We start from the raw sequence: 4,139 nt of genomic DNA, 5'->3' as shown, positions 1-4,139 counted from the left end.
ATCCCATCTCAAATCCTCCTTCTGCCGCTGGAGACAGCCACCGGCACTACCGGGAAGCTCCGGCCCTCGTCATTCTCGGGAGGAGCAAGCGCCCTCAACATCAGCTTCATGGCCTCTGCGGCATCCTGAATGTCACCCGGCAGGCTGTGAACCACCTCGTCCACCTGCTCCCGACGATAGCCCAGCCGCAGGAGACCGGCATGCACCTCCTTGCGTAGCGCGGCCAGAGCGGCGGCATTGCCTGCCACGCCACCAAAGACGGGAAGCCGTTCCTTGAGATCGACGCACAGCCGTTGCGCATTGCGCAGACCGATGCCCGGAACCAGTAACAGCCGCTTGTGATCCCCCGCTTTGATCAGATCCGCAAACAGCACGGGATCAAAAACCCCCAGAATGGCCAACGCAAACTTCGGCCCGATGCCGGGAACGGTGGTCAGCAGGTTGAACAGGGTGCGTTCGTCGCGCGTGGCGAAGCCGTACAGACGGATGTCCCCCTCGGGAACCCGAAGCTCCGTGAAAAGGTGGCAGGCATCCCCCAACGGTCTGAGTTTGTTGAAGGTTCCCTGGGATATGAGGAGTTCGTAGCACACGCCCCCCACGTCCAGAACGGCCCGATCCGGATCTTTTTCGATCAGAATCCCCTTCAGTTGCGTGATCATTTCGTCTCCTTTCGCGTGATTGAAATTCAAACTGATAAAAAATGTGGGCAACAATGGGCAACATGGGCAACACGTTGTTTTTAAAAGGTAATTCTGTTGCCTATTTTTTACGTGAATGGGCAACACGGGCAACAGGCCTTGTTGCCCACGTTTGGAAAATGGGCAACAGATGGGCAACAAATAACCTGTTGATATCGCTCATGTTGCCCATGTTGCCCATTGTTGCCCACGATTTTTGCCATCCATTCGTTCATGCGGCCTCCTCATTGGCCGATACGGCATCCTGCATGGCCGCCCCGGAGAGGTGGAAAACCCGCTTCACCCCCATACCAGGAAGTCGCACTCGGGATTGTGGCTTGCCATCGTTTTTGTCCATAACCAACCACTTGAGCCCGCCCAATACCTTGGTAACGTGGCTCGGATCGTAACCCTTGCAGACTTCGGAACGGAAGGATTCCGGCAGGATGAAGTAGTCGAAGACCACATCCCCCATGCCTTGCATGCCCCGCCGAAAGCCCACCCGGTTGAAAACGGGTTTGTCGGATTCGGCGAAGTCCTGGAAGCGGGAGGCCCCGTGCATCTCCAGGTACTGCCGCACCTGGGCGATGATGGCATTGCTTTCCAGGGAGGCCCCGCCCGAAACCGCCCTGGAATCCACCCAGCCCTGAAAGAGCCGCATGCAGGCGTGATAGGCCTCTCCCTCCTGCCAGCCGGTGATGCCCAGCGCGGTGGCCACCTCTCCGGCAGCGGCGATGAGGGAGAAGCGCGAAGCCACACGGGAGGCTTGCGGCCCGATATTCATCCAGAGATGGCCCGTGAAGGCCCTGCGAAAGGAGTCGATCTTGTCCAGGCAGAAGTTGCCCTCGACCAGTCGAGTCAGGAAGGCCAGCCCCGCCGTACCATGGCAGGCATGGACCCTGGAGCGCAGAGCGGCCGTCAGTCGCTCTCCGGAGGGGAAACCCCGCAGATCCTGATAGATGCCCAGCCCTTTGCCGGCATCGGCTTCGAGATCGACCAGACGCAACTCCTGCCCGGCGCGATGCCGCAATCCGGCAGCCGCCATGTGATCGGCCAGACCGAGTTCCCCGGTGGAGAGAAACAGCAATCGCCACTTGGCCGGAGCCCGCAGATTGCCCTCCTTGCCCGCTCGCAGTTTGCCCGCCCCGTTGGCCAGCATGTAGGCGATGTTGCCCGCCTCACGCGGATCCACCTCCCCCAGCTCATCGAGGCACAAGAGCAGATCGTTGTGTCGGGTGGCCACCGCTTCCAGCCCGTTGCCGGTGGCCCGCCAGGACTGGATGAGATGGCCATTGCCCCAGACGGAGGTTGCAGCCTTCAACAACGTGCTTTTGCCGATGGAGGATGGCCCTTTGATGTTGATGCCCCCTCCCTCCTCCTTGACCCGATGCAGCAGCGGCCCGGCAAAGGCCATGGATACGGCCAGCAGCAACAAATCGTTGCCGGGACACAGCCCCGCCACATCCTGTTTCCACTGTTCCAGAGTGCCCGAAGCGGTGAATCCCGAAAGATCCAGCGCCACGCCGTTGTTGTCCTGGTAGATGACGCTGTCGGCAGCGAGCCCCACCACCTTGTGGGGCAGCACGAAGGCCCCGCCGGCCCAGCCGGTACAATCCACACAGCGTAACCAGCGATCCGGTGTGGCGTTCTGCAGGTATTCATCGAGCCGCTTGCGCGCCCCGGCGCGGGTGGAAATGCGCAGTCCGGCGGACATCAGATACTCCCGGTAGGCCCTGCCATCCCCGGCGAGCAGCTTGGAAGGCATCACCCAGGAATGCTTCTGCCCCTTGGACGATTCGAATTCCAGCAGCCGCCCGTGGTTCTCGTCGTGTTTGTCCGAGGTTTGCGCCACGATGCGCAGGGGGGAGCAGATCCACTCCGGGGGCAGCGGCATACCATCCGGATCCCGGGCCTCGAAGTAGACCCCATCCGGATAATTTGGCCGATCCTTGAACAGTTTGAAGCGGGGATCCCCCTTGCGTTTTTCCGGATCCAGCAACGGCTTGAGTCCCTCTCTGGACCAGCCCTCGGGCAAGGCCTGCCCCAGCCGCCAGCCGGGAGGGAAGTCCGGGGGGAGCTGCACCAGTCGCACCCGGCAGCCCAGCTTGCGCAGACCGATGCCAAAGGCTTCGGTGGCCGTTCGGTCCGCTTCGGTGTTGGGGGACCACAAGACCACGGTGCGCCCGGCAAGGGGAGCGTAGTCGATCTTGTCCGTCGCACCCCAAAGCCCCATCGGCACGTAGGGGAAGAAGTCGCAACCCAAGGCGAAATGGGCCCCGGCAAGGTCCGGGCAGAGCAGCACCGGTTGATCCGCCTTGCTGCGGCCCAATGCGGCCAGGTTGAAGAGCGGATAAGGCTGGATGGGTTCCAGCCAGCGCCACGCCGTTTGCGCCGGATCGGAGGCCCGAAAGGACCAGGTGAGGGTCAGGCTGCGCCCCCCTTCGACATCGCAGACGTAGAAGAGAATCTTGTCCTCCGCCTCACCGAAAGGCGACACCCGCGAGGGAGGCCCGAAGGAGGGATGCGCGAAGCTGGCCGGGGGAATCGCCTCGATGGGGGGAGGTGTGGCCGATGCCACCCAATCCTCCACCAGCAGCGCCCGCACAGCGGCAATATCCCAACCTTCGGGAAGGGCATCGGCCAGATCCCATTTGGGGGGGAAGTCCGGCGGAATGGCCACCTGGCGCACCCGGCAACCCACTTTACGCAGGGCCTCGCCGATATCCGCCATGGCCTTGAAACCGATGGCGTCGTTATCCGGCCAGCAGACCACGTTGCGCCCCGCCAGGGGGGACCAGTCGGCACACCCGGTACCGTCCGCACCCCCTGGCCAGGTCATCACCACGTAATCCCCCAGGCCGAGGGCGCGAGCCGCGACGGCGGTTTTTTCGCCTTCCACCAGCAGCACGGAGCAGGAGGGATCGGCTTTGGCCAGAAGATCGAGCCCGAAAAGCGGCCGGGGGATTTCAACCCCCTTCCACTGCCAGGCCTGTTGCCCGTTCTTCTCGTTGCGGCAATAGCACTGCGGCAGGATCTCTTTTTTCGGTTTGCCGTCGATCTCCTGTTCGAAGCGGAAGACAGCAAAGAGCAAGCGCCCTTCGGCATCGTGATAAGCCCAGGAGGCGGACGGTTTGCCGAGCCGTTTGTGGGTGAGCAGAGGGGTGGGAGCGTCATCCGGAACGGGCAGGATGGCTTTCCAGTCCTGCAAGGGATTGCGCCGTTGGGCGCGTGCCGGAGCCACCGTAGGGGGATCCCCACCGGCGCCGCCGTCGAGGTAGGCCAGGGCGGCGTTGAAGTCCAGCCCCAGCCACTCCTGCACGAAGGCGATGGCATCCCCGCCTTTGCCGCAACCGAAGCACTTCCAGAGCTGTTTGTTCGCATCGACCTTGAAGGAGGGGGTATCCTCCCGATGGAAGGGACAGCAGGCCTCAAGCCGGGAGCCAACCTGTTTCAGCGTCACAG

The 4,139-nt window shown here is 62.7% G+C and carries 2 protein-coding genes; both read right to left on the bottom strand.

Translation table 11 applies throughout. The features are described from left to right. Window positions 1-8: 8 nt before the first annotated feature. Entirely contained in the window at window positions 9-659 is a 651-nt protein-coding gene (gene ruvA, locus HQL56_18635) for a Holliday junction branch migration protein RuvA (protein MBF0311533.1), read from the bottom strand. A 250-nt stretch (window positions 660-909) separates the two neighbouring features. Further along, a partial coding sequence (locus HQL56_18630) for a DUF927 domain-containing protein (GenBank protein ID MBF0311532.1) occupies window positions 910-4,139 on the bottom strand: 3,230 nt, incomplete at its 5' end.

Source organism: Magnetococcales bacterium (assembly GCA_015231925.1).
GTDB lineage: Bacteria > Pseudomonadota > Magnetococcia > Magnetococcales > JADGAQ01 > JADGAQ01.
Note: the sequence above shows the minus strand (reverse complement) of the source record. Positions and strands in the feature narration are given on the sequence as shown.

Bases quoted from the DNA above. Each gene is read 5' to 3' on its own strand.
- ruvA (MBF0311533.1), bottom strand. From the start codon at position 659: ATGATCACGCAACTGAAGGGGATTCTGATCGAAAAAGATCCGGATCGG.